This window comes from Egbenema bharatensis FJBBOT/2019, from assembly GCF_048077055.1.
In the GTDB taxonomy this organism is placed as follows: domain Bacteria; phylum Cyanobacteriota; class Cyanobacteriia; order Elainellales; family Elainellaceae; genus Egbenema; species Egbenema bharatensis.
Window position 1 is genome coordinate 3,939,154 of the sequence record NZ_CP182236.1, and the last position, 24,559, is coordinate 3,963,712.

Sequence of the window (24,559 nt, forward strand, 5' to 3'; positions counted from 1 at the left end):
AAAGGTTTTCAAAAACACGCTAAGTTTCGTCACCGTAGACGGACAAATAGTGATTAGTGAAGCGTAGACCGCCTTTCCTGACTCAGTTTCTCCAAAGATGCACTTTTGTATGGACTTCTATTTACTTATTAAAGTGTATCTTTCTTAGCTCTGTCACCTAACGTTCATTAGGAGTGACAACTAAACATATTTTCAATGAATTTTTTCAAATAAATACTCCACGAAATATTAAAAGCTTTGGAGTAGTAGAACCTGAAACAGAACCGTGCAGTACAGTGAAGGAAAAGTGAGGACTGTCCATGAAAGAACTCTATCCAGCGATCGAACCCTATGCCACCGGGATGCTACAGGTATCGGATTTGCATACCATTTACTTTGAGCAGGTGGGCAACCCAGAGGGGAAGCCTGTGGTGTTTCTGCACGGTGGGCCAGGAGGTGGGATTGATCCGATCTATCGGCAGTATTTTGATCCCGATCGCTGGCGGGTGGTTCTGCTGGATCAGCGGGGCTGTGGGCGCAGTACGCCCCATGCAGAGTTGCGGGAAAACACGACCTGGAATCTGGTGAGTGATATCGAACAGCTTCGTCGTCACTTACAGATTGAACAGTGGGTGGTATTTGGCGGGAGTTGGGGCAGTACCCTCTCCCTAGCCTATAGCCAAACCCATCCTGAGTCCTGCGTCGGGCTGATTTTGCGGGGCATCTTTCTGTTGCGGCAGAAAGAACTGCGGTGGTTTTATCAGGAAGGTGCCAGCTACATTTTCCCGGATGCCTGGGAAGCCTACCTGAAACCGATCCCGATCGAGGAGCGGGGGGATCTGATCGCTGCCTATTATCGCCGCCTCACCGATCCCAATCCCCAGGTGCGACTGGAGGCTGCACGGGCCTGGTCGATTTGGGAAGCCAGTACGAGTAAGCTATTCCCGGATGTGAGCTTGCAGGAGAAATTTGGCGAAAACCAGTTTGCCGATGCCTTTGCCCGCATTGAATGTCATTATTTTGTGAACAAGGGCTTCATGGAGACAGAAGATCAGCTATTGCGTAACTGCGATCGCATTCGTCATCTACCCACAGTGATTGTGCAGGGACGATACGATGTGGTGTGTCCTGCGGTGTCCGCCTGGGAGTTGCATCAAGCTTTTCCAGAAGCTACTTTGACCATCGTTCCCGATGCGGGGCATTCCATGACAGAACCCGGAATTCGCAGTGCCTTAATCGAAGCAACCGATCGATTTGCTGAATTGTAGACTTTAGTGATGATGTTCTTCCTGCTTCCTATAAAGATGGAGCAGTTCCCAGTAAACCAACGACACCAAAGAGCATCCCCAGACGTTCCCAAAACACGAGTTGCTGATAGTTTGCTTCATTGATCTGGCGTTGATAGGGAATCAGAGCTGTGATTAAAGTAAGCAACATAATTGCAGCACAACCCGCAAACCAGAGGGGATGGCCCATGGGTAATAAAGTGGTTGCGATCGGAATAGAAACTAACATTACTCCGATTAGCCCCCAGATCATTGAAAATGCCGCCTGACTCCCCCAGACATTGGCTAGAGTAACCACTCCCTGCACCCGATCGCCTTCGGCATCATGCACATCCCACAAAACCTCACGGGCTAACGCATAGCAAAACAAGAAGCCGATCGGATACAGCAATGCAAAGGGGCGATCGGCCGCCAAACTACTGAGCAAGAGTAAAAAAGCGACAATGGTTGCAACTAAAAAATTACCGAGGATACCGCTATAGTTCAGCAACAATGAGTAGTACCAGAGTAAAACTGTACTGATCGCCACCAGGAGGAAAGCATATCCTCCCAGAGGAATGGCAGCAATGAGTGCGCTGGCAAACAAGAGGGCGGCCGCCCACCAGGCTTGGGGAAGGGAAAGGCGATCGGAGGGCAGCGGTCTTTCGGGATGATTAATTCGATCTTTATGAATATCCCAGTAATCGTTAATGGCACAGGCCGCAGCGGTCATGCTGGTCAGGATAAAACCCGTTAGCAGATAGTTCGATAGCGGCAAAGCAGGATTCAGAGCATAAACAGCGGCACAACCTGCGGCGGCGGCGATGCCTGCGAAGGAGAGTCGAAACAGTTGACCATAGGCATGAACGACATGAACCCAGTGGATTGGTTTGGGAGAGGAAATTGGATGTGTCATAATTCGTCTCCAGATTTTTAACAGCGTAACCGGAACTCAGAACGAAGAGAGGATTGTTGGACTTACCCATTGTGTCCAGAAAATAATGGTAGTTAAGAATCGAATGCGATGATCCGTCTATTAATAGCAAAATGCGGCACCACAAGAATTGAGCAATTTTGGCAATTGCATCTAAATTCAGTAATTCGGATGAACCACCTGAAGGATCACAACGATCTTTTGTGAAGTCTTTTGTGAAACCAGGTTCCCACCTTTAAGGTAAATCTGGAGAGGGCAATGCGGCATCCCTCCAAGCGATGATCTTGGATTGTAGTAACGGATATAAAGGTCTGAAACAAATCAGCCCGTGTGAATTATTGCCCTGGAATGGTAATGATAAATTTGGTTCCCTGGTTCAGGGTAGATTGGCATTCTAACGTTCCCTGATGCTTCTCGGTCACAATCTGATAGCTAATGGATAGCCCCATGCCGGTTCCTTTGCCAATGGCTTTGGTCGTAAAGAAAGGATCAAACAGGCGGTGGCGGATGGCTTCAGGAATACCTGATCCGTTGTCAGCGATCGCAATTTGTACCTGACCTGGATTCAATCGCCGGGTTTGAATTGTAATGGTCGGTAAATCTGTTGCAAACTCCTCTGAAGCTTTGTCTGAAGCAGAGGATTCGTGGAATTGCATCTTTTCTTCCAGGGCATCGATCGCATTACTGAGAATATTCATAAACACTTGATTGAGTTGACCTGGATAGCATTCTACGTCAGGTAAATCTCCATAGTTTTTAATGATGTTGATACTGCGACGATTGCCTTTCGGTTTAAGCCGATTTTGCAGGATCATTAACGTGCTATCAATGCCTTCGTGCAAATTAACTGCTTTCATCTCCGCTTCATCCATTCGAGAGAAATTCCGCAGAGATAAAACAATTTTTTGAATGCGATCGGCTCCCACTTTCATAGAGCTTAGAAGTTGAGGCAAATCCTGAGTCAGAAATGTCAGATCGATTGATTCTAATTCCTCTTGAATCACTGGATGAGGTTGAGGATAATGTTGCTGATAGAGTTGCACCAGGCGCAGCAAATCCTGAGTGTATTCATCTGCATGGATAAGGTTGCCATAGATAAAATTCACTGGATTGTTGATTTCATGCGCGACCCCGGCAACAAGTTGTCCCAGGCTAGACATTTTCTCACTCTGGACTAATTGCATCTGAGTCTGTTGAAGTTCCTGCAAGGTTTGAGATAAATCATAGGCCTGCTGCCGCAAACTTTGCTGAGAAGCTTGCAGTTCAGCCGTACGTTGTGCGACCCTCGCTTCCAGTTGATCATTTAATTGCTGTAAGGCTTCTTTTGTTTGCTTACAGGCTGTAATGTCATTGCGAATCGCCACGTATTGATAGGGCTTACCGCGATGATCTAGAAACGGAACGATGGTTGTGTCCACCCAATAGTAGGAGCCATCCTTAGCACGGTTTTTAATCTCACCCTGCCAGACTTGCCCCTGTTGAATGGTGTTCCACATCTCCACAAAAAATTCCCTGGGATGATACCCCGAATTAACCATTCGGTGAGTTTTTCCAACAACTTCCCAGGGTTCATACTTTGAAACTTCACAAAACTTGTCGTTGACATAGGTGATCACACCCGAACGATCGGTGATTGCCACAATGGACGATCGATCCAGCGCAAATTTAACATCTGCCAGATCTTTCAGCGATCGTTGTAATGAGTGCTCTGTATGTTCTAATTCTGCCACTCGTTTGCGGAGGGCAATTACCTCTTCATAAAACAATTCACAACCGTCTGGAACGAGTGCCGAGGAGTATCTAACCATAGAGTTGAAGCGGGGATGAGGAAGGTATTGGCTTAGAATTCCCTGCCGTAAATTACCGGTGCCAAAGTGTTACGCTTCGACATAAGGGTTTAAATTTATACAAGTCGATGAAAGCAAGACTTCCATTGGGTGTAATCCCACTGTGGCGTTGACGGGATGGAGAGTTTATTGGCAGGCAAGACTTCGGATCTCGACGTAAGCTCAGTCGAACGCTTGAGCGCTCAGTCGAAACGCTGCCCACCCCACAAGAATTCCAGATTTTACTTCGCTGACTGGGCGGGCAAGACTTCGGCTTGAGCTCAGTCGAAACGCTGCCCACCCCACAAGAATTCCAGGTTTTACTTCGCTGACTGGGCGGGCAAGATGCTCACCCCACAAAAATTCCAGATGATTAAATTCGCATTCTTACGAAAAGGCAAGATGCCTGCGCTGCGGACGATCGATTTGCATAATTTGCATAACCTGCATAAATGGGAGTCTCCCTGCCACTCCAGCCATAAAAGCTAGTTATAGAAACGATACAAGCTAGTTTTTGTAACTTTCGCTACAGATTTGTAGGCTGAAATAGTAGCAAGAACGGAGGATTTTATGAAACCGTCCATCACCTGGCAAGAATATCAAAAACTAGAGCTGATTCCCGTACAATCTCGCCCGATTCAAGTCAAACTCAATGATCTCTGGCAATCGATTAAAGCGCGTTTAGAACCTTCCGCAGAACCCCACGTGTGGCAAACTCAGGATGAAATTGGTCAGCCTGCCTGGAGTGCCTACGATCCAAAATCGGGACAAACCCTCCGTCAAGTTTCTGAAGCTGTGATGCGATCGTGGTTAGAAAGTTTGCATAGTCAACCTCCGATCGCGTATCGTTAAAGAAAATTGCCGATTAGACCGATGGGGAGTAAATCCATTGGCTACGTTACAAATCACCTCCTTCCCCGCCCAGGTTAGCCGAGAAGAATTTCTCAGCATCAGCGGTGTTTCTCAAGAACTGGCAGGCAGACCCCTGACGCTGACGGTAGATAACCAATTCCAGACGGGGGCAGGAGTTGTTCCCAGTAATGGGTTGTGGAGCTTTCGGTTCCGATTTACCACGGCGGGTAATCGCAGTGTTGTGGTTTCAGCCCAGGATAATGCTGGGAACACGGTGCGGAGCCAGGCGGTGACGATCGCTGTCAGCAACACTACTCCACCGCTCCTACAGATCACGACCCTGCCCGCCCAGGTGCGGCTGAATGAGGAACTGACGGTGCGGGGCATCGCACAGGGCTTAGATGGTAGACCTTTAACGTTGACGGTGGACGATCGGTTCCAGTTTGCTCTGGGTACGATCCCAACCGGCGGCAATTGGGGGATTCAGTTTCGCTTCAATACGCCAGGGAATCGTCGGCTCACGGTTTCTGCCACCAATGCTCAGGGCAATACTTTCAGCAGTCCACCGGCGAACATTTTGGTGTTGGATGGGGCCCCTCCCACCATCGAAATCACCAGTTTTCCCGATCGCGTTGCGGCCCGGCAGGCTTTTACCATTTCTGGACGATCCAGCGGGCTGATTGGGCAACCCGTCACCCTGGCGATCGACAATCAGTTCAGAACGGCAGCAGGGCTGGTTGCCGATGATGGTTCCTGGCAGACCACTTCTCAATTTTTGCAAACTGGAACCCGTCGATTAACCGCTTCAGTCGATACCCTCTCCACCCCCATTATCAGCAACACCGTCACCATCACCGTCATCGCTGCGGCACCCCGTCTGCTCATCGTTCCTCCCACCCAGCCGATTATGGCCCAGATGGGGTTTGTGTTGACGGGGGAAGCCAGAGGGTTTGCCAATGGTGAGCAGTTGGTGATCCGGGTTGATGGCCAGTTTGTTGTGGCTCGGCCGATCGTGCAAAATCAGCGGTGGCAGGCAACGCTACTGTTTAATCAGCCGGGTCAGCGGGTGGTGGAGGTGATTGCCTCGGATCAGGAAAGGGCGCAGATTGTCCTGAATGTGCAACCGTCCCCGATGGCGATCAATCTATTCCCCAGAAACATCTGGACGGCCAATCCCACGCCAGAAAGTCTCCCCAATTTACTGAATCCCGGTCGCATCACTCTGCATCATACCGTCATTGTCAATCTACCCAGCACCGCAACGCAATCCCAGGAGATTCAGAGAATGCGCCAGGTGCGGGACATTCACCTCAACAGTAGCGGCTATTCAGATATTGGCTATCACTACATTGTTATGCCCAGTGGTCGGGTCTATGAGGGGCGATCGAGCCGTAAGCGGGGGGCCCATGATGTGATCAATGATGGGATTGGGGTGGCGGTAGATGGAGATTTTCAAGGTTCGTTGCGGGTGGGGCCCCAGCAGTATGAGGCCGTGGTGGCAATTTGCACGATGCTCTGCCGACAGTTAGGAATTAGCGATCCGGTGAATCCGGTGAGTACCGTGACAGCGGATTTTGGCACCCGCTCCCTGCCTCGAATTTTGGGACACCGCGATCGAGTGGCAACGATTTGTCCAGGAACGCTGTACGCCCGGCTGGGGGAAATTCGGCGGGATGTCAGGCAAAATCTTTAGGATTGATACCTGTATTTTGTATTGACATAATTCAAAACCGACGCAGGTTACGCAACCGACAACCTTAAAAGGGGATCTGGGCTGAAACAGTACCCGCGTGGGTCATGTCAATATCCCTAAACATTGTTTTGATGTAGATAGAGCAGAAGGACAAAATCCTTCGATTAAAAGGAACAATTTCTCTACCGTCCCGTAGAGGGTTTTTATCCTGCGAAAAATTGTTGATCTACAGCATTGGAGAACTTGATGCAGACTTTATTTGAACCCAAAATCCGCCTTAAAAAGGATAGTTTAGGGAACCTGATTTTGCAAGCCACAACGCCTACCCCAAATAGTTGCTACGTGGCAGGAGAAACTGAAATTTTACCTCCGCTCCCACCCTTTAACCCAGATCCAGCGGGAGATGCAGTCAGTCCTCTACCGGGGCCACGAGTCCTGGGCGTAAAGCTATTAATTGAGGAAACGGATAGCGATATTTGTCTTCCCTTTATCCGACCCGTTCATCACTGTGTCAAACTCTCTCCTCCATCCCATACAACCGATATTCAGGTGACTGTTGTACGCAATGGCGAGACACTTAAGGAGAAGATATTTGCTCTAAATTCCTTCGATGAAGTACCGGAAGAACCCAATCCCATCATTGACATAGAAGATTTTAGAGCCTGGCTTAACACCATGCCTTCCGGGCAAACCACATTACATGTACAGGGGAATGTTACCCTGCCGGATCCCGGTTATCAGGTCAGGCTTGTCCAGGCGGAAAATGCCAAACAGTGCGACACGCTGGTGTTGCACCTAAATGTAAAGCGGCTTGATGGTTTCTTTCCTGCGGTGGTGACCACTCGATCGGTTGAATATGAGCAGATCGGTGACGATCTGGAACAATTCAATCAAGTCAAGATTATGCTGGCTGGCGATCGATCGATTCACCTGAAAGTCCATCGCGTCATCTCAGACCCACCCAACCCAGATCAGCCGCCAGTCTCAGTCTGCCGACCCAAATCTGAAGATGATATCGAAGAATTCACCGCATTCCTTGATCTGATGCCGGGTGATGATCCGACTCTGCGGGTGGAAGGAATGGTTCAGGTGCCCCATCCGGGACATACCCTTAGTCTCATGTGTGTTGTACCAGAGGAAAATGCAGAACCGTCTAACACGCTGGTTCTAGAGCTGCAGCAGACATCCCTGGATGGATTTTTCCCATCCGTCATTTCACTCTGTCCTGTAAAGTATGTGACATCTGGCGCAATCTTGAGATGCTTTCGACCTGAAAAAGTGAAGATTTTACGATCTGAACAAGAACCAATCGAGATTCCTATTCAGATTGTGCATTAACGGATATAGGCATTAATTGATATGGGCATTAACTGATAGTTGAATGGCACTGAATGAAGGCTGGTGGGTGCTGCCTACCCTAAGAGCAATCAAGGTTCTCAGCGATTCAAAATTGCTGATGTCAGTGCCATTTGACCTGGAAGGAGAATTCAGCGAGAGGTCAGGCAAAAGCTCTTTAAGGGCAATCACTTTATGCCCAATCCCTTCAAGTTCAATCACTTTGCATCCATGAAGCCTTTAAGCATTGCGACTACTGGCTTAATAGCAGGATGATCGATCGCGGTTTCCAATGCGGTCGTTCCCCCTTCTTTCAAAGCATTGATGACCCGCGCTTTGAGGGTGGGGTTGTTTTCGATCGCCTCGATCGTCTTGGCACTAATCATGGCTTGCCCGGTGGGCGTGGTGCGATCGTAGTCTCGATCGAGTTGATCCAGCAGGTTTTTGATGTCTTTTGCGGCTTGGGCTAAGTTCTGGCTGTTGTTAATTTGGGTGCCGATCTTGTCGCCCATAACTTTGTCGCCTGCGATGTTATCGCCAAAGCCATGTTGATGAATGGTGTTGGACATGGGTTGATCCTTTTCCTGAGCAGCTTCAAATCTATTTTCTAAAATTTCTTCGGAAGCGAAGTACAACTTCAGCAATTGACTACTGTGGAGGGGCAGCATGGCGTAGGTTTGACCGTCATCATCACTGAAATCAATTTCGTAGACATCTGGAGCAAGAATCTCTACGATCGTTCCCACTTGCCCAGCACAGAGATGATGCTGAGGTAAAGGCTCTTTGAGCGCAACGACATCCAACAGTTGCAGATGGTTTAAAGTGCTGACCATGAACGTTACCTCAAAATGTAGCAGCTTGTTAGCCGAGGAAAGGTTTCAACAACTTCATTGACCGATGATTTTATTTCCTTGTACCCGATCGCCTGCAACATTGTCGCCTTTGCCGTGTTGATGGGTTCTGGAGCGGTGATCGTTAAAGGTTAGGTGAACGTTGTAAGGGCTATCTTCTCCATACTCTAGCTCAAAGGCTCGATCGCCCATCTGCCGTCGGTGGCGTAGTTCTACTGGCTCATAGCCGTCTAGGAGTTGGCGGAGGTTGACTTTAATTCGCAGTTTGCCGATCGGGTATTCCCGTTCTCCCATTGCTTCCAGTCCCAGCAATTCCTGGTAGTCCAGGGGGGGATGATCGGGATAGCCAGGAACCGGAACCCATTCGCTGACTTCCAGGTTGCCGAAGCTGTTGTGGATTTTGTTGAACACATCTCGGATGATGAGCAGGAACGATCGCCGGGTGCTTTCCCGTCCGTTGATGGCGATGAAAATCTTTCTGTCTTCTGGATCGGCTTTGATGCGGGCAATATTGTAGGTTTCGTTCTGTTCGGCGTATGCCAGCATGACTCCGCTGCGCCAGTAGGTGTGATTGTGAATTTTATCGTGGATGAGGACAATGAAGCGGGAGATGATGCTTTCGGGCAGAATCCGATAATGATACTGGAATTCCAGGGTATCTCCTGCTAAATCCGTGGCTTCTGGTTCTTCTTTGGGTAAAAGTCCGGGAATCAGAAATTGTGGGGTGGGGGTGTCGAGCGGGAAGCAAAGCTGAAATTCTTTCATTAACTCAGTGAGGTAATGATGCCGATTGGCGGGATAGCGTTGGGGATCAAGAATCCGGCTGAGGTCGTTTGGGCTGAGAATGCCTTTGGTTTCGGTTTTGAGGCGATCGTCGCTGAGGAGGGTATAGATTCCTTGTGTCACCCAGTCGGGGTTCAGGACGTTGGTGTTTTGCAGGATGGGATGGTTGCGAAAGCTGAGGACTAAACCCAGGTTGTGTAGCAGGTCAATCAGTTGTTCTTGATTGTGTTCTTCGGTAATGGTTTTGCTTTCACAAATGCAGGCATATTTGCTGTAGGTGATGAAGTCTTGATCGATCGCCTCTAACTGTTCTTTGACTTCAAACCAGGAGAGGGGCAGCAGGTTATAGACATCGCTGAGGTGTCCGACTTCTTGAATGATGGCGTTCCGTAAAGTGTCGATACCTTCGTTGGTTTGGCAGGAGGTTTCGATGATGGCTTTGATGTTGGGATATTTGCTGCGGAGGGCTTTGCGGTTAATGTCCAGGGGTTGTTCGTCGCTCTTATTGCCGATGATGATTACGGGAGATTTGTCGCCAAAACTTTCGATCAGTTTTAGCCAGTATTCAATCCGGTTTTCGTCTTCGCTGGTGCGGCAGTTGCAGACTAACAGATAAAGGCTGCGTTTGGTCAGGAAAAACTGATGGGTGGCATGGTAAATTTCTTGTCCGCCAAAATCCCAAACGTTGAGGCGCACGTCTTTGCTGTTGATGTGAACAGTCCAGGTGGAGATGCAAAGCCCGTCGGTCTGGGCTTCCTGGGGGTTGAAGCGATCGTGTATCAGGCGTTTGATTAGAGAGCTTTTGCCGACGCTACCCTGCCCGACGAGGAGGAGTTTGGCTTCGTTGAGGGGACGGACTTCTCCACTGCGGAGTTGACGGCAGTAGTTGAAAATTCCTTCTACAGAATCAGAATCTTCTAGAACTTCGGGGGATATAGGTAACGGATTTCCACGTAGATCCAATTTTTTAAGTGCAGGAAGATTTTCCAACCATTCAGGACATCCCGAAATTCGATTGTTAGCGAGATCAAGCACTTCTAAATTGCTCAGTTGGGCGATCGAATTTGGAATCTCGCTGATTTGGTTGCTACTGAGGACAAGCTCCGTCAAGTTGGTCAGTTGGGCGATCGACTCTGAAATCTCTCTGATTTGATTACTACTGAGGTAAAGCTCGGTCAAGTGGGTCAGTTGGGCGATCGAATCGGGTATCTCTCTGATTTGATTACTACTGAGGTAAAGCTCGGTCAAGTGGGTCAGTTGGGCGATCGAATCGGGTATCTCTCTGATTTGATTACTACTGAGGTAAAGCTCGGTCAAGTGGGTCAGTTGGGCGATCGAATCGGGTATCTCGCTGATTTGGTTGCTCCAGAGGTAAAGCTCCGTCAAGTTGGTCAGTTGGGCGATCGAATCGGGTATCTCGCTGATTCGGTTGCTACTGAGGTAAAGCTTAGTCAGATTGGTCAGTTGGGCGATCGAATCGGGTATCTCGCTGATTTGGTTGCTACTGAGGTAAAGCTCGGTCAAGTGGGTCAGTTGAGCGATCGAATTTGGAATCTCGCTGATTTGGTTGCTACTGAGGACAAGCTCCGTCAAGTGGGTCAGTTGGGCGATCGACTCTGAAATCTCTCTGATTTGATTACTACTGAGGTAAAGCTCGGTCAAGTGGGTCAGTTGGGCGATCGAATCGGGTATCTCGCTGATTTGGTTGCTCCAGAGGTAAAGCTCCGTCAAGTTGGTCAGTTGGGCGATCGAATCGGGTATCTCGCTGATTCGGTTGCTCCAGAGGTAAAGCTCCGTCAAGTTGGTCAGTTGAGCGATCGAATCGGGTATCTCGCTGATTCGGTTGCTACTGAGGTAAAGCTTAGTCAGATTGGTCAGTTGGGCGATCGAATCGGGTATCTCGCTGATTTGGTTGTGACTGAGGACAAGCACCGTCAAGTTGGTCAGTTGGGCGATCGAATCGGGAATCTCGCTGATTTGGTTGCTACCGAGGACAAGCTCCGTCAAGTTGGTCAGTTGGGCGATCGAATCGGGAATCTCGGACAAACTAATACTGGTCAACCTCAAAGACTTCAACTGCTGCATCCCAAGTACAACAACTGGAATAGCTTTTAGAGAATTACCACTCAAGTCAAGCGTTTTCAAATTTTTCAGAGTTGCCAATTCTTGAGGCAGATTTGTGAGTGTATTCGTTACCAGCACTGGAACCAATTGCTCATCTTCCCATTCCCACTTCTCCACCTTGCCCAAAATCAACGTCTCAAGCTGGGTGAGTTTACCAATTTCCGCAGGCAATTCCGTCACCCCCTGCCCCGACAAATCCAGCTCTGTCCATCCCTCATCGGCAGCCTGGTCAATCAGTGCCAGCAATTCCTCCCTTGTCATGCCTCACCTCGCCTTGTGGTGACTCCATTTTGGCAGAGGTTTAGTGAAAGGTAGGATAATTAGAGGAACCAACGCTGATAGGGAATCAACCGATGAACGCGAAAGAACAACTGATCCGAGAGATTGAACAAGCTTCAGATGCCGTAGTTGCGGAAGTCCTCGACTTTTTCCTGTTTGTCAAACAACGTCATCAAACTAAAACAGACCTATCCGAGAAAAAAGTCTGAGTAGACCCGATCGACCGTCCGCGAATCAATTGCGGACTATAAAATGAAGTCCATTCAAATGGACTCAACCCTTTGCCAGTCTGATTGATCAGACTTTCTTGGGTAGCCCGCGATTCATCTGCGGGTGATTGGCATAACGAAGCCGATCGAGATTTGACCCAACAATCTGAACATACCCACAACCGATCGCTTGTTTCTAGATACCGCATTCATTCAAGCAGGCTTTCGTGCCCTCATGCTGAATCGTTAGACGCTCTGACTTAACGGCGCGATCGTATCAAATTTGACTTGATTTAGAAAACGAATAATGCTAGTCTCAGCAACAGTCATCTTTCAGGTTGCAAAGCCAGAGCGGTGATGGACGACCTAGAGGCGAATTCTCTAGCGGAGGCCAAGCGTCTGCCGACCAAGCTAAAACGCCCAACCTCCTAACCACAGACTACGAACACTAGTCCACGGCTAGGGTGTATGATACCACCCGACGCTCTTAGCTTGTGCTGTCTGTAAAAGCTGGGAGCTAGTCTCTAGGGTTTCTTCAACCCTAGATTTAAGGAAAATTAATCCTATGACCAACGAATTTGTGCATCCTCCAACCGGAGACATCCGCCCCGTCACCACGACCCATCGATCGGTAAAAATCCTGATGATCGGTCAACCCGAAGATGTGGAAATCACGATCGCCCGTCTGTATCAATGTGGATTCTGCCGCGTCGAAGATTGGTCACGCCCCCTACCCTTCTCCCAGATTCAAGAAGCCACCACTAAAGAACCCGGCGAAGTCATGCGAATCTACAAGCGATCGATGACCCTCTAACCTAACCTTCTTGTGGGGTGGGCATCTTGCCCGCCCAGTCCCTCTAACCTTCTTGTGGGGTGGGCATCTTGCCCGCCCAGTCCCTCTAACCCAACCTCTTGTGGGGTGGGCATCTTGCCCGCCCAGTCCTTACAAAAGTCTGACTTTAGCCAAAACTGGAACCCACCCCTAACCCCTCCCAAGAGGGGAAATTTTGGAGAATCCCTGCTCAACAAAAAGATCCTCTCTCATCGATCCCCTCCTGGGAGGGGCTGGGGTGGGTTTCTTCCTGGGAGGGGCTGGGGTGGGTTTCTTCCTGGAAGGGGATTTTCTCAAAAGCAGGGGCGCACAGCAGTACGCCCTTACCGGGTATGTTGTACACCTTCACCAGGACTCCCCCTTACCCCTGATCCAACCGAGCCTTCGCCTCAGCCAAAGCCCGCCTCACCTGCTCAAAACCCGTTCCCCCATAGCTATTACGAGCAGCAACCACCCGATGGGGCGCGATCGCCTCATAAATATCCGCCTCAAACGCAGGATGCAACGCCTTCCATTCCTCCATCGTTAACTCCTTCAGCAACTTGCCCACCGCTAAAGAAGTTTTAACCACCTTACCCACCAGATTGTATGCCTCGCGGAACGGCACTCCTTTAGCGGCCAAATAATCCGCCACATCGGTAGCATTGGCAAAGTCTTCATTCACCGCTTCATTCAGGCGCACCGTTCGGAATTCCAGCCCTTCCTGCATCAAAATCGTCATCGCCTCCAGACAGCCCCGCACCGTCTTCACCCCATCAAACAGAGCCTCTTTGTCGTCCTGCAAGTCCTTGTTGTACGCCAGCGGTAGCCCCTTCATCAACACCAACAACGCCTGCAAATGACCAAACACCCGCCCCGTCTTACCCCGGACTAACTCCGGCACATCAGGATTTTTTTTCTGCGGCATGATGCTAGATCCAGTCGAGCAACTGTCCTTGAGCAGCACAAACCGAAACTCCTCCGAAGCCCAGAGGATCACCTCCTCCGCCAACCGCGACAGATGCACCATGATCAGGCTTGCCGCACAGAGAAATTCGATCGCAAAATCTCGATCGCTCACCCCATCCAGGCTATTGGAGTAGACCCGCTCGAACTGGAGCAATTCAGCCGAATAGTGGCGATCGATCGGAAAAGTCGTTCCCGCCAACGCACCACAGCCCAGAGGCGAAATGTTCACCCGTTTATACACATCCCCCAACCGCTCCCAGTCACGCTGAGTCATTTCCACATAGGCCAGAAGATGATGGGCCAAACTGAGGGGCTGGGCCCGTTGCAGGTGAGTATAGCCAGGGATCAGGGTTTCCACATGCTGTTCCGCCAGGGCAATCATCACCGCCTGAAACGATCGCAATTGCTGCCGGAGTTGGGTAATTTGATCCCGCAAATACAGCCGGGTATCCGTTCCCACCTGATCATTCCGCGATCGAGCCGTATGGAGCTTTTTGCCCGTATCGCCCACCAGTTCCGTCAACCGCCGTTCCACCGCAAAGTGAACATCTTCCGCATCAACTCCCGGATTAAACTCACCCCGCCGATACTCCTGCCGGATTTGTTCCAGTCCTTCAACTAGCTGAGTGCCCTCCTCCGGGGAAATAATGCCCGTCTGCGCCAACATTTGAGCATGAGCCTGCGACCCCGTAATGTCATACTCAATCAATTCAATATCAAAGCCAATGCTGGCATTAAACCGGGCGATCGCCGGATGCAACGCCGATTCAAACCGTTGACTCCAGGTTTGCTGTGCCTGAGAAGATGTATCAACCATGCCTGAGTTTGTGTTGAGTGATAAAGGGAAGGTTTGAGTTTTAAGTTTCAAGCTTTGGGGCAGAAATTGCAAGGCCATGACAAGCCCATGACAAGCCCATTGCAAGTCCAGAGACTCTGTAACACTTTGTGAAACTTCCATAGCGCAGTATCCAAAAGGGCTGGGCACTCTAAGAGCAAAGGATGGAAGGGTTGGGATAGGTTAACCCCGATCGCTTTCCTGCCCATGCCAGAGTCTCACATCCAAAATCCAAAATCCAAAATTCAAAATTCAAATGCGACACGAAGCCCCAGAAGGTAGATCAACGTTCCTGACCGTGAGTAGTGTAGGGGATATTGCCCTCCAGGTGCCCCAACTTGATCTGAAGGATCAGGGCGATCGATCGGCTCACCCGCTTGTCCCCTGGTCTGATGAGGTGGTAACGGCAGTCGATCGTTTAATGAACCTGATCCAGCAACTCCAGGCATCAGCAAAAGAGTGGTTCAATCAGCGCACACCCACCCCAGAGGTGTTATTGCCCTACGTTTTGGATGAAGCTCAGGATGTTTGGGATGCGGTCATGGCATCGAAACCGCTCATACTCCCACCGGCTTCTGGACAGGAGGCAAGGAACAACGGACAAATTTACTGGCTCAAAACCCTGTCCCCCTGGTTATTGTGGACGATCGCCCGCTGTAGCCACAACACCATGCGGTTGCTGGAAGGCCAGATCGAGCAAGTTGCCTTACCGAAGCAGGCATGGCAAACCGGAATTCTCAGGTTGGTTCCCGTTTTAACCCTCCACACCGCCCAGTCTTCCTGTTGCATTGATTTAGCCACCTATCAACAAGTTTCAGAATCCTTACCCTCCGATCGCCTGATTCGCTTCAAGGGCGATTTTTGTCCTAAACCCACCCTGGTTTCAGACTTCGTTGCCCAACTCACTCAGGAAATCCAGCAGACTACCCCTGCCGTCACGCCCTTCTTTCAGGGCATCTCCCTCCCCCTCCTGATCCCCGGACAACCCTGGCAAAACGGCTTGCTTCAGTTTGATTTCGCCTTCGAGTTCATCCCCATGTCCCATGCCCCATCTCCCTCCGCCGACACCCCATGCCTCCAGTTCACCCAGCCCCAGTGGATCAAATCCTACACCCAACGCATCACCCAGCCCTATCAGCAAAGCCGCTTCAACCGATTCCTCCTCGCCAGGGACAGTGCCAGGGGCAGTGCCAGGGACAGTTCAACCGATCCTGAAACCGGACTGGCTTTATTAGTTGAGCAAGCCTGCTGGATTGCCGATCGCCTCCGTCACAGTTGGACGATCGCCAGCCGCCAGATTACCCACCAACCCTGGCCCATCGAGCAATTTACCGCACGGCTCATGTGGTGTTTGATGCACAGTGCCTATGAAGTGATGCAAATCATGACGGGGATCGATGCGATCGTCTTGCAGCCCCAGGCAGAAGTGTGCGCCGGAACCCTGCGATGGATTGTGGCTCTCGTTCTGCAAACCCCTGAAATGGATCAAGCGTGGAATCTGATGACGGGTCAACCGATCGCCAGCAGCGGAATTGCCTCGGAACTCACATTAAGTCCAGAGGCTCTGATTCAAACTCCCTTTCTCAACCCAGATCAGCAGCTCGTTTGGGTCAAAGATCTGGAACAGAAAATTTGGCAGCTCATTGAGGAGAGGGTTCCAGAGTTATTACTGCTGGTGCAAGGAGCAGAAATTGATATGCAGCTAGGTACAGAAGTTCAGCCTGCGATCGTCCGACTGCACGGACAAATGATCTTGATCCCCAACGAATCCAGATAAGGAACGCGGATTAAATAAAATTGAAAATTTAATCTCCAGAAGGGGTGCCCTGCTGTGCGCCCGTACAGAAAAGATCGGAGTTATTTAATTTGCGTCCCTCAGTCAGGGCACACGGATATATCCCCACGGGGTACGTTAGGTTTCCGTATCTCCCGAATCTCAGAATCTCCAACTGACAGACAAAAGATTGGGCATTGGGCGATCCATACAAAAAAGCAGGGGCAATAATGCCCCCTCATGACCAAAGCACGGGTTTCGTTCAGGTCAACGCCCTACTAGGTCAATGGCCCTACTCAGAAGCCTCAGCCCCACTGGACTCTTGATCGTTGTCATCATCCTGGGCTCCCGTTGGGCTACCCTGGCGACGGTTATTGCGGAAACGCCCTGAGTTGGTGCGCTTGCGGAACTTGCGGGCATAAGCCAAATTACGGAGTGCTTTTTCTTTTTTCAGGTTTCGGCGTTTAGCCATTCTCAACCTCTTTACGCGACAGGTCTAAATAAATACAATTTTCGGCAAAACTCGATCGGTCTAAGCATTCACCCCGGTGCACTAGAGATAACGACATCTTGAAAACTAGTGAACTACAGGCGACTCATTCCCCATCGTAACTAAAACAAATGAGTTGGCAGGAAATATCTTTGGGAAATATCCCCACAGAAGGCCTACTTTATCATAATTTATTGATTTTCCGCATCGAATAATCGTTGAGCAAAATCAAGGGCCTGTTTGCGCGTTTGAATCTTTCCTTCTGCCAGAGCCAGTTGAATCGCTTCTAAAAGCTGCCCAATCTGTGGCCCCGGCGGCAGGTGCAACGCTGCCATCAAATCCCTTCCCGTCAAAGGAGGGTTGGGGTGAGCCACGGGATCATTGGGGGTCAAAAATCGCTGAATCAGGGGAGCAACTGCCTCCATAGGGGTTCCAGTTGCCACGGCCAGTACTGCCAAAGCTGGAAAGGCTGCACCGATCTGACGAAACAAGTTGTACTGTTGTTCTACGGACAGGACAGGCAAGGTTTGAGGCTGAACCAGCGGTAAACATTTGATCACAGCAAAGACCGCCTGCATTTCAGCTCGACTGTACTTCAGTCGCCACAGTTCCAGTTCGATCGACTGGGGATCATGGGATACCAGGGCAGATAACTTGGCAATCTTGAGCCAACTCCGCCCCGTACCAGAAACACGCTGCTGATCCCGCATCCATCCCGACAAATTCAGCCCCGTCAGAGTGGACTCTAGATCGATCGCCACCTGATCAATACAGCGCACCCAGTCCAGCCGAGTTGCCGTGGCATGGGGCAGCCAGTGGGTCAGCAGTCCGTCCTCCCAGGACATGCGCAGAAAGGGCGTTCCCTTAGCCGTGCTGAGGAGATAACTCAGTTCTGCCTGCACCCGTTCCGCTGCGATAAATTGCAGCAGGTCAGCCAACTGCTGAATCATGGTACGAGTCTCTGCCTCCAGTTGAAAACCAAGCTGGGCAGCCTGACGATACGCCCGCAACAGCCGCAGGGGATCTTCCTTTAAGTTTTCAGGAGCGATCATCCGAATTAAGTGCTGCTGAAGATCCGCATATCCCTGGAGAGGATCAATAATTTCCTCGGTGTGGGGACTGTAGGCGATCGCATTCACCGTGAAGTCTCGCCGCTGCAAATCTTCCTCCAGGCTATCTCCGACCTGCTGGGCAAAATCTGCGGTTGCTTTCTCAAACACAACTCGCGCAATTTGCCGTTCCGCATCCAGCAGCACAAAGCCTGCCTGGTAGTAATTGGCAATCCGTTTGGCGGTTTTAACAGCCCCTTCCGGCAACACAAAATCCAGATCCAGATACTCTGCCCGCCGCCCCAGGAGCGCGTCCCGAACATTCCCCCCCACCAAATAAGTGGCTGGCGGCAACAGCTCTAGCCCGATGGGCCAGGTTTGGGGAGATAAAACGGACACAAATCGTTCCTGCGATCGAGTCCATTCTGAGGATAGGGGGAGGTGGGGTAGTAACAACGCTTGCGATCGGTTTTTGAGACAATTAATTCATTTTGCAACATTCCCCACCGTTCCTGCGTGTTTTAGAAAAATTGAGCTACAGTAGCAGAAAGGACAGGGTTGCCCCCTAGTCTCGCTGCTGAACCGTGGAGGAAGCCCAAATGTGCATTTGCGTTAACTGCCACTACGTCGATCGCTGTACAACCTATCATGCGGTAGAACACCAACATCAGCAGCCCCACTTGACCGAAACACCAACCTTTGAGGCGGTGGAACCAACTATCAACGTTAATATTCGCCACCAGGATGATATTATCGAGATGGAATGGGATGTGGTGGGCTGCTTGAGCTTTAAAGAAGAAGCGGGCAAGTGGTCTCGGCTTCGTCCCGGAGAATTGGTTCCGACTTAAAGCTTAAAAGAACTTAATATATGATCGATCGCATTCCCGACTCGTTCCAGGAAAGCTATGCTGACCTGTCTAGCTTGCGTTTGCATTTTGTCGAAGGGGGTACTGGCTACCCGCTCGTTTTTTTGCCGGCATACCTCGATACCTGGCAGACTTTCCGGTTGGTTCTGCCCTTACTCGCCCCCCATTTCCGTTGCCTGGTGCTGGATCAGCGGGGGCATGGCAAGTCCCACTACGCGGGTGAGGATTGGTCGCTGGATGCCTACGCTCAGGATGTCATTGAGTTCCTGGATCAGCAGGGAATAGAGCGAACCACCCTGGTCGGTAGTTCTATGGGCAGCTTTGTGGCCCGGAAGGTGGCTTTACGCTGTCCTGATCGAATCGATCGCCTGGTGCTGGTGGGGTCTGGAATGCGCACGGATAACCACGAGCAACTGCAAGGGTTGAGGGTAGCTCTGGAGCAATTTTCAGAGGCAATCCCGCGCGAACTGGCGGAGGCAATCCTCTCTCCTAATGCCAAACGGGGAAAGATTCCCGATTGGTTCTTCAATGCCTGTGTGGATGCCAGTTCCCAAATCCCTGGCAAGACGTGGCGGGGTGCGCTGGATGGACTGCTGGCAGATAATCACAGCGATCGACTGGAGGCGATCATGCAACCCACCCTGCTGATTGCGGGGAACCAGGATGAAGTGTTCCTCTGGGAAGATCAGGCGCAGGTGGCCCAAAAGCTGCCCCAGGCTGACCTAAAGCTGTACGAAGCGGTAGGACATTATCCCCACTGGGAGGAGCCAACTCAGTTCGCGGCAGACCTCAGGGAGTTTCTGCAAAAAGAGCATAGTTTGGCCAAGTCGTGATGGACAGATTGATTCGAGACATCCCCAAAGCAGAACTGCACATCCACATCGAAGGGTCCCTTGAACCCGAACTGATGTTTGCCCTGGCAGAACGAAACGGCATTTCGCTACCCTACCGATCGGTTGCAGAAATTCGTCAGGCTTACCAATTTGAAAACCTCCAGTCTTTTCTAGACCTGTACTACGCTGGAGCCAACGTTCTGCAAACTGAGCAGGATTTTTACGACCTGACCTGGGCCTATCTGCAACGGGCCGCAGAGGATCGAGTCCATCACACTGAAATCTTTTTTGACCCCCAATCCCATACCGATCGCGGCATTGCCTTTGAGACGGCTTATTCCGGCATCCAACAAGCACTACAGGATGGTAAAACTCGGCTGGGAATTTCTTCCTACCTGATCCTTTGTTTCCTGCGTCACCTCAGTGCTGAATCGGCTATGGCCACCCTGGAGCAAGCCCTACCCTATCGAGATCAGATTCCTGCGGTCGGCTTAGATTCCTCTGAACTGGGCCATCCTCCCGCCAAATTCAAAGCAGTATTCGATCGCGCTAGAGCTGAAGGATTTCGTACCGTTGCCCATGCTGGGGAAGAAGCTGCCGAGTATATCTGGGAGGCGATCGAACTGTTGCAGGTGTCGCGCATTGATCATGGCGTTCGCTGCATTGATGATCCCAGATTAGTGGAATACCTGATAGAACACCAAATTCCCTTAACGGTTTGTCCGTTGTCGAATACTAAACTTCGTGTGTTTGACACAATGGAACAACATAACATCAAACAGCTTTTAGATATGGGATTGTGCGTCACTGTGAATTCAGATGATCCGTCCTACTTCGGCGGCTATGTCGTAGATAATTTCCGGGCAATTCAAACCGCATTGCATTTAGATGAACAAGATATCTACCAACTGGCGAAAAATTCCTTCCAGGCAACTTTCCTGGAGCAAGAGGAGAAGCAGGCGTTGTTGGATCAGTTGGAAAGGTTTGTAAGCAAGGCAGGCTAAAGGGGTGTGGCTTCACTCTAACCCTGGAGAGAAGATTCATAAGCCACTGCCCAGTTAAACGAATTTCGCATTAATCTAAGGCAAGAGACGCTTCGTTCACTGCCCCTTAGCGGAGGATCAATTGCCTTGGTTCAGTCTCCCATCTCTCAAGAAACTTCCTCCTTAGGCTCGCTACAACGAGTCCTCAAGAGCCTATCTGCCTATCGCTGGCTTGCCATTGGGGCTTTGGTTAGCTCTTTGCTGCTGACTGCGGCCTATGCCCTGACCCCCCAACTCTTTCGCTGGGGGATTGACCAGGGAATCACTCAACAAAACCTGGAAATCGTGCTGCTCAGTGCAGGTTGGATGGTGGTCGCTGCGATCGCCCGGGGTTTGTTTAACTTTGGGCAAAGCTTCTGGGCTGAGGCGACTTCCCAAAATGTGGCCTATGATCTGCGGAACAAGATTTTTAGTAAGATTCAAAACCTCAGCTTTAGCTACCACGATCAGGCACAGACCTCCCAACTCCTCACCCGCGTCACCAGCGATATCGAGCAGATCCGCACCTTCCTCAGCACCAGCCTGATGCAGGTGATTAGTGCCGTTGTCACCCTAGTTAGCATTGCTGTGATTCTGCTAATTATGAATTGGGAACTGGCATTGATTACGCTAACCGTGATTCCCCTCTCTAGCTGGTTGATGGTGCGGTTTCTACGGCAGACGAGCCATTTGTTTCGCTTGGTGCAGGAACAGTTGGGAGATTTGAATGCAGTCCTCCAGGAGAATCTGTTTGGGGTGCGGGTGGTGAAGGCATTCGTGCGGGAAGGTGCGGAAACAGAACGATACACTCAGCTCAATCATGTGCTGATCGACACCAACATGGCCACGATTCGATCGATCCGCAACACTTTTCCGTTCATGTTTTTGCTGAGCAATGTAGTCACGGTTGTCGTGGTGGGCTATGGCGGGGCAGCAGTGATTGCCGATCGCTTTTCCATTGGGCAACTGGTGGCGTTTAACTCCTACCTGCTGTTGATTTTGCAGCCGATTTTGCTGATTGGGTTTGCTGCTCCGGCCATCGCCCAGGCAGCCGCCTGTGCCGATCGAGTCTACGAAGTGGTGGATGCCAAAATCGAAATCCGCGATCGCCCCCAGGCCGTACCGTTCAAAACCTGTGGTGGACGCATTACCTTTGAAAACGTTTGCTTTCGCTATCCGGGAGCTGCCACAGAGGCGATCAGAAATATTTCCTTTGAGACGAAACCGAAAGAGTTAATTGCGATTTTGGGCATGACTGGCTCCGGCAAAAGCACGATTATGAACCTGATTCCCCGCTTTTATGATGTGACATCGGGAGCCGTGCGGATTGATGGGCGAGATGTGCGGGATTTTACCCTACACAGTCTGCGATCGCATATTGGGATTGTGTTTCAGGAGACGACTTTGTTTTCTGGCACACTGCGAGAAAATATTGCCTACGCTAAACCGAATGCTCCCCTGGAGGAGGTGATTGAAGTGGCTAAAATGGCGCAGATTCATGAGTTTATCGCCAACCTGCCGGAGGGCTACGACACCCATGTGGGAGAGCGGGGGGTGGGACTATCGGGCGGACAGAAACAGCGGGTGGCCATTGCCCGGACGTTGCTCACCGATTACAGCATTTTGATTCTGGATGACAGTACCTCTGCGGTCGATGCCAGAACCGCAGCTCAAATTCATGCTGCATTGGATGATTTAATGCGTCAGAAAACCTGTACCGCCTTTGTGATTGCCCAACGGATCAGTACCGTACAAAACGCCGATCGCATTTTCCTCATGGACAAAGGGCGGCTGGTGGCGCAGGGAACCCATGAGCAATTAATGGAAACCAGTCCCCTATACAGCGTGATTTTAGAATCTCAGGTCAAGGCACCCGTTCAGGCACCCATTCAGGCACAGCCAAAGGAGCAGCGATGAGAGGAGCAGGGCCCGTTGTGGCATCAGAGCAAAAAGCCGGACGACAGCTTTCGACGCTACAACGATTCTTAAAGTATTTCCAGGCTTATAGTGAAGAAATTCCGATCGCCCTGCTGCTGGTGGCAACGGGAGCGGCCACTCAATCGATCGGGCCGTTTTTGATTGGTTGGGCGATCGACAATCTGATTGTGCCCGGAAATCTGCCAGGTCTGATCCTGATGCTGGGCGGACTCGTGCTAATTTATCTGCTCGGCGTGTGGGCAATTCGGGGACAAATTTTGCGTGTAGGGGGCATCATGCAGCGCACCCTGGCGCAACTCCGACAGGATATTTTTACGAAAATTCAAAGCCTGCCGATTAGCTTTTTCGATCGCAGTGAAGCGGGCGATTTAATGAGCCGTTTGCTGAATGATGTTAATACCGTTAATCAGGCATTCGGACTCACCGTGGCGCAAATGCTGGGCAACCTGTTCAGCCTGGTAGGGATTATCATTGCCATGTTCTCGATTAACCTGCAACTGGGACTCCTCAGTAATCTAGCCGTACCGCTGATGATTTTCACCACCGGCTTATTTTCTCGCTGGCCAGAGCCAGATTTCGTGTCACCAGAGAGACGATCGGTGAACTTTCCACCAAACTGGAAGAAGGCATTACCAGCGTTCGGGAAGCGCAGGCCTTTAACCGGGTGCAGATGAACATTGAAGAATTTGATTTGGTCAATGCCGCGAATCGAGATGCGAATGTGCAGGCAGTCGCCATTACGGCCGCTTTCTTACCATCGATCGACTTTCTCAATACATTAGCAACAGCAGCCGTTTTAGCCTATGGCGGTTATCTTGCGGTAACGGGAGCTGCAACGATCGGAGTTGTCACCTCTTTCCTGATCTACGTCCAGCTTTTCTTTCGTCCGATCCAGATCCTCAGCCAGTTTTACACTCAGGCGCAGTCCGCTCTGGCAGGATTGGAACGCATCTTTTTGTTGTTGGATGAACCCTCCCAACTGAACGATGCACCCCATGCCTTTGAAATGCCCTCCATGCAGGGAAAAGTCACCTTTGAGCAGGTGTCCTTTGGTTACACGCCGAATCAATTAGTCTTGCAGAACGTCAATCTGGAGGCGAACCCTGGACAAATGGTGGCGCTGGTGGGGCCAACGGGGGCTGGCAAAAGTACAATTATTAACCTGATTCTGCGGTTTTATGATGCGACGGATGGAGCGGTGAAAATCGATGGAATTGATGTCCGGGATGTGACCCAGGCGAGTTTACGGCGACAGATGGGAATTGTGCTGCAAGATAATATTTTGTTTGGTGGGACGGTCGCTGAAAACATTGCCTTTGGCGTGCCCGATGCCAACCAGTCCGATATTGAAGCCGCTGCCCAGCTGGCCAATGTGCATGAATTTATTCGATCGCTGCCCCAGGGGTATGCCACCCAACTGGGAGAGCGCGGCGCACCCCTGAGCCAGGGTCAACGGCAACTGGTTAGCATTGCCCGGGCCGTATTAATTAATCCCCGAATTCTGATTTTGGATGAAGCGACGAGCAGTATTGACACGCGCACCGAAGCCTTAGTCCAGGAAGCGATCGGACGTTTGTTAAAGGGACGTACCAGTTTTGTGATTGCGCACCGTCTCAGTACCGTGACTCAGGCAGATCAGGTACTAGTGATTCAGCAAGGACAAATTGTGGAACGGGGAACCCACGATGAACTGATTGCCAGAGGAGGAGTTTATGCCAATCTGTATGCCCTGCAACTGGGTGATGCCACTGCTTCAGTTGTTTAAGACGGAAGAAATCACATGGACTGACCAGGATTTGGGGGCGGTAGAGTGGCGATCGTCCCTGTTATCCATTGCTATCT

19 protein-coding genes and 1 pseudogene are annotated in these 24,559 nt (G+C 50.6%); 12 read left to right on the top strand and 8 right to left on the bottom strand.

The genetic code is table 11. The features are described from left to right. Positions 1–299 precede the first annotated feature (299 nt). Positions 300–1,247: a prolyl aminopeptidase gene (gene pip, locus ACM1PF_RS18315; RefSeq protein ID WP_416666013.1), complete on the top strand. Its 948-nt coding sequence runs from the start codon at positions 300–302 to the stop codon at positions 1,245–1,247. Between the two features lie 28 nt (positions 1,248–1,275). Here pip and ACM1PF_RS18320 read toward each other — a convergent pair whose 3' ends face one another. Together ACM1PF_RS18320 and ACM1PF_RS18325 are read right to left on the bottom strand one after the other, a co-directional pair. Continuing rightward, positions 1,276–2,160 carry a UbiA family prenyltransferase gene (locus ACM1PF_RS18320; protein ID WP_416666014.1) on the bottom strand — a complete coding sequence of 295 codons (885 nt, stop codon included), beginning with the start codon at positions 2,158–2,160 and terminating at the stop codon, positions 1,276–1,278. A gap of 353 nt (positions 2,161–2,513) precedes the next feature. Continuing rightward, positions 2,514–3,986 carry a PAS domain-containing sensor histidine kinase gene (locus ACM1PF_RS18325; RefSeq protein WP_416666016.1) on the bottom strand — a complete coding sequence of 491 codons (1,473 nt, stop codon included), beginning with the start codon at positions 3,984–3,986 and terminating at the stop codon, positions 2,514–2,516. A 588-nt stretch (positions 3,987–4,574) separates the two neighbouring features. Between ACM1PF_RS18325 and ACM1PF_RS18330 the strand changes: the two genes are divergently transcribed. The 3 genes from ACM1PF_RS18330 (at position 4,575) to ACM1PF_RS18340 (ending at position 7,887) form a co-directional block, all read left to right on the top strand. Next, positions 4,575–4,856: a hypothetical protein gene (locus ACM1PF_RS18330; protein WP_416666018.1), complete on the top strand. Its 282-nt coding sequence runs from the start codon at positions 4,575–4,577 to the stop codon at positions 4,854–4,856. A 37-nt stretch (positions 4,857–4,893) separates the two neighbouring features. Continuing rightward, complete coding sequence (locus tag ACM1PF_RS18335) at positions 4,894–6,549, top strand: N-acetylmuramoyl-L-alanine amidase (protein WP_416666020.1); 1,656 nt, start codon at positions 4,894–4,896, stop codon at positions 6,547–6,549. Between the two features lie 246 nt (positions 6,550–6,795). Next, positions 6,796–7,887, top strand: a complete 1,092-nt coding sequence (locus ACM1PF_RS18340; RefSeq protein ID WP_416666022.1) for a hypothetical protein — start codon at positions 6,796–6,798, stop codon at positions 7,885–7,887. 215 nt (positions 7,888–8,102) lie between these two features. On the opposite strand, the gene ACM1PF_RS18345 is transcribed toward ACM1PF_RS18340, so the two are convergent. Beyond that, positions 8,103–8,717, bottom strand: a complete 615-nt coding sequence (locus ACM1PF_RS18345) for a DUF4926 domain-containing protein (protein WP_416666024.1) — start codon at positions 8,715–8,717, stop codon at positions 8,103–8,105. A 54-nt stretch (positions 8,718–8,771) separates the two neighbouring features. Continuing rightward, the gene (locus ACM1PF_RS18350) at positions 8,772–11,903 is read right to left on the bottom strand and encodes a leucine-rich repeat domain-containing protein (protein WP_416666026.1); all 3,132 of its coding nucleotides are present in this window, start codon (positions 11,901–11,903) and stop codon (positions 8,772–8,774) included. A 92-nt stretch (positions 11,904–11,995) separates the two neighbouring features. Here ACM1PF_RS18350 and ACM1PF_RS18355 point away from each other — a divergent pair, with 92 nt between their 5' ends. Together ACM1PF_RS18355 and ACM1PF_RS18360 are read left to right on the top strand one after the other, a co-directional pair. Continuing rightward, positions 11,996–12,130 (top strand): hypothetical protein, encoded by a 135-nt coding sequence (locus tag ACM1PF_RS18355; protein WP_416666028.1) that lies wholly within the window; start codon positions 11,996–11,998, stop codon positions 12,128–12,130. A 565-nt stretch (positions 12,131–12,695) separates the two neighbouring features. Continuing rightward, a complete protein-coding gene (locus ACM1PF_RS18360) occupies positions 12,696–12,944 on the top strand; it encodes a hypothetical protein (RefSeq protein WP_416666030.1) in 249 nt (82 codons plus the stop codon). Between the two features lie 379 nt (positions 12,945–13,323). Here ACM1PF_RS18360 and argH read toward each other — a convergent pair whose 3' ends face one another. After that, a complete protein-coding gene (gene argH, locus ACM1PF_RS18365) occupies positions 13,324–14,727 on the bottom strand; it encodes an argininosuccinate lyase (protein ID WP_416676717.1) in 1,404 nt (467 codons plus the stop codon). Between the two features lie 274 nt (positions 14,728–15,001). Between argH and ACM1PF_RS18370 the strand changes: the two genes are divergently transcribed. Then, positions 15,002–16,522: a hypothetical protein gene (locus tag ACM1PF_RS18370; protein WP_416666032.1), complete on the top strand. Its 1,521-nt coding sequence runs from the start codon at positions 15,002–15,004 to the stop codon at positions 16,520–16,522. 289 nt (positions 16,523–16,811) lie between these two features. Here ACM1PF_RS18370 and ACM1PF_RS18375 read toward each other — a convergent pair whose 3' ends face one another. From ACM1PF_RS18375 to ACM1PF_RS18385, 3 genes are all read right to left on the bottom strand, one after another. Further along, positions 16,812–16,991, bottom strand: coding sequence for a hypothetical protein (locus tag ACM1PF_RS18375; protein ID WP_416666034.1), 180 nt, complete (start codon positions 16,989–16,991; stop codon positions 16,812–16,814). Positions 16,992–17,200: 209 nt separating this feature from the next. After that, a complete protein-coding gene (locus ACM1PF_RS18380) occupies positions 17,201–18,457 on the bottom strand; it encodes a CCA tRNA nucleotidyltransferase (protein WP_416666036.1) in 1,257 nt (418 codons plus the stop codon). After that, positions 18,418–18,558, bottom strand: a complete 141-nt coding sequence (locus tag ACM1PF_RS18385; protein WP_416666038.1) for a hypothetical protein — start codon at positions 18,556–18,558, stop codon at positions 18,418–18,420. Before ACM1PF_RS18385 ends, ACM1PF_RS18380 begins: the two co-directional genes overlap by 40 nt. 99 nt (positions 18,559–18,657) lie before the next feature. Here ACM1PF_RS18385 and ACM1PF_RS18390 point away from each other — a divergent pair, with 99 nt between their 5' ends. From ACM1PF_RS18390 to ACM1PF_RS18410, 5 genes and pseudogenes are all read left to right on the top strand, one after another. Then, positions 18,658–18,906 carry a Ycf34 family protein gene (locus ACM1PF_RS18390; protein ID WP_416666040.1) on the top strand — a complete coding sequence of 83 codons (249 nt, stop codon included), beginning with the start codon at positions 18,658–18,660 and terminating at the stop codon, positions 18,904–18,906. A 20-nt stretch (positions 18,907–18,926) separates the two neighbouring features. Next, positions 18,927–19,757, top strand: a complete 831-nt coding sequence (locus ACM1PF_RS18395; RefSeq protein ID WP_416666042.1) for an alpha/beta fold hydrolase — start codon at positions 18,927–18,929, stop codon at positions 19,755–19,757. Further along, a complete protein-coding gene (locus ACM1PF_RS18400; RefSeq protein WP_416666044.1) occupies positions 19,757–20,761 on the top strand; it encodes an adenosine deaminase in 1,005 nt (334 codons plus the stop codon). Before ACM1PF_RS18395 ends, ACM1PF_RS18400 begins: the two co-directional genes overlap by 1 nt. Positions 20,762–20,887: 126 nt before the next feature. After that, positions 20,888–22,696, top strand: coding sequence for an ABC transporter ATP-binding protein (locus tag ACM1PF_RS18405; protein ID WP_416666046.1), 1,809 nt, complete (start codon positions 20,888–20,890; stop codon positions 22,694–22,696). Then, positions 22,693–24,482 (top strand): annotated as a pseudogene (locus ACM1PF_RS18410) (ABC transporter ATP-binding protein). Before ACM1PF_RS18405 ends, ACM1PF_RS18410 begins: the two are co-directional and overlap by 4 nt. Positions 24,483–24,559 lie beyond the last annotated feature (77 nt).